The sequence below is a fragment of the Streptomyces alkaliterrae genome, assembly GCF_007097205.2.
GTDB classification, from domain to species: domain Bacteria; phylum Actinomycetota; class Actinomycetes; order Streptomycetales; family Streptomycetaceae; genus Streptomyces; species Streptomyces alkaliterrae.
In genome coordinates this window covers 1-540 of record NZ_VJYK02000694.1, presented here as the reverse complement: position 1 = coordinate 540, position 540 = coordinate 1, and the positions used below count along the sequence as shown (strand labels likewise).

Annotated in this window: 1 protein-coding gene; it reads right to left on the bottom strand. The window is 78.1% G+C overall.

Annotated features, from left to right (window positions below; genetic code table 11):
• Nucleotides 1–540, bottom strand: a 540-nt coding sequence (locus FNX44_RS27525; protein ID WP_228450341.1) for an adenosylcobinamide amidohydrolase, incomplete at both ends; no start/stop codon positions are given.

Genomic DNA, 540 nt, shown 5'->3' with positions numbered 1-540 from the left:
TTCCGCCCGCGCGCCCGCCAGCACCGCCGCGTGCACCGCGCGGGCCAGCCGCGCACCCCACGTACTGCGCGGCCCGGCGAACGGCTCCTCCCCCGCCACGCCGTCCGGCACCGGCGCCAGCACACACACCGCGTCCGACGGCGTCCCCGAACAGTCCAGCCCGGCGTCCAGCAACGCCTGGACCTTCGCCTCCGTCGCCGTCATCACCGCGTTCACGAGCGCCGCGTCGCCCAGCGGCGCCGGCACCCGGACGACGATGTTGACCGTCCCCGCCGGCGCCGCCCCCGCCCGTCCGGCCACCGGCGCGGCCGCCCACGTCCGGACTCCGAGCCCCGTGGTGACCACCGCCTCGACGCCCTCGTCCCACGCCCGCGTGTACGCGCTCACCTCGGCCGCCGTCATCAACCCGACCCCCGCACCGGACAATCCCTCCGCCTCGGCGACCTCCGCGAGGTGCGCGGCCGGGTCCCTCCGCCCGTACCCCGCCGGCACCTGTGCGTTCAGCACCCACTCCCGCTCCCCCAACCCGCCGCCCAGCAC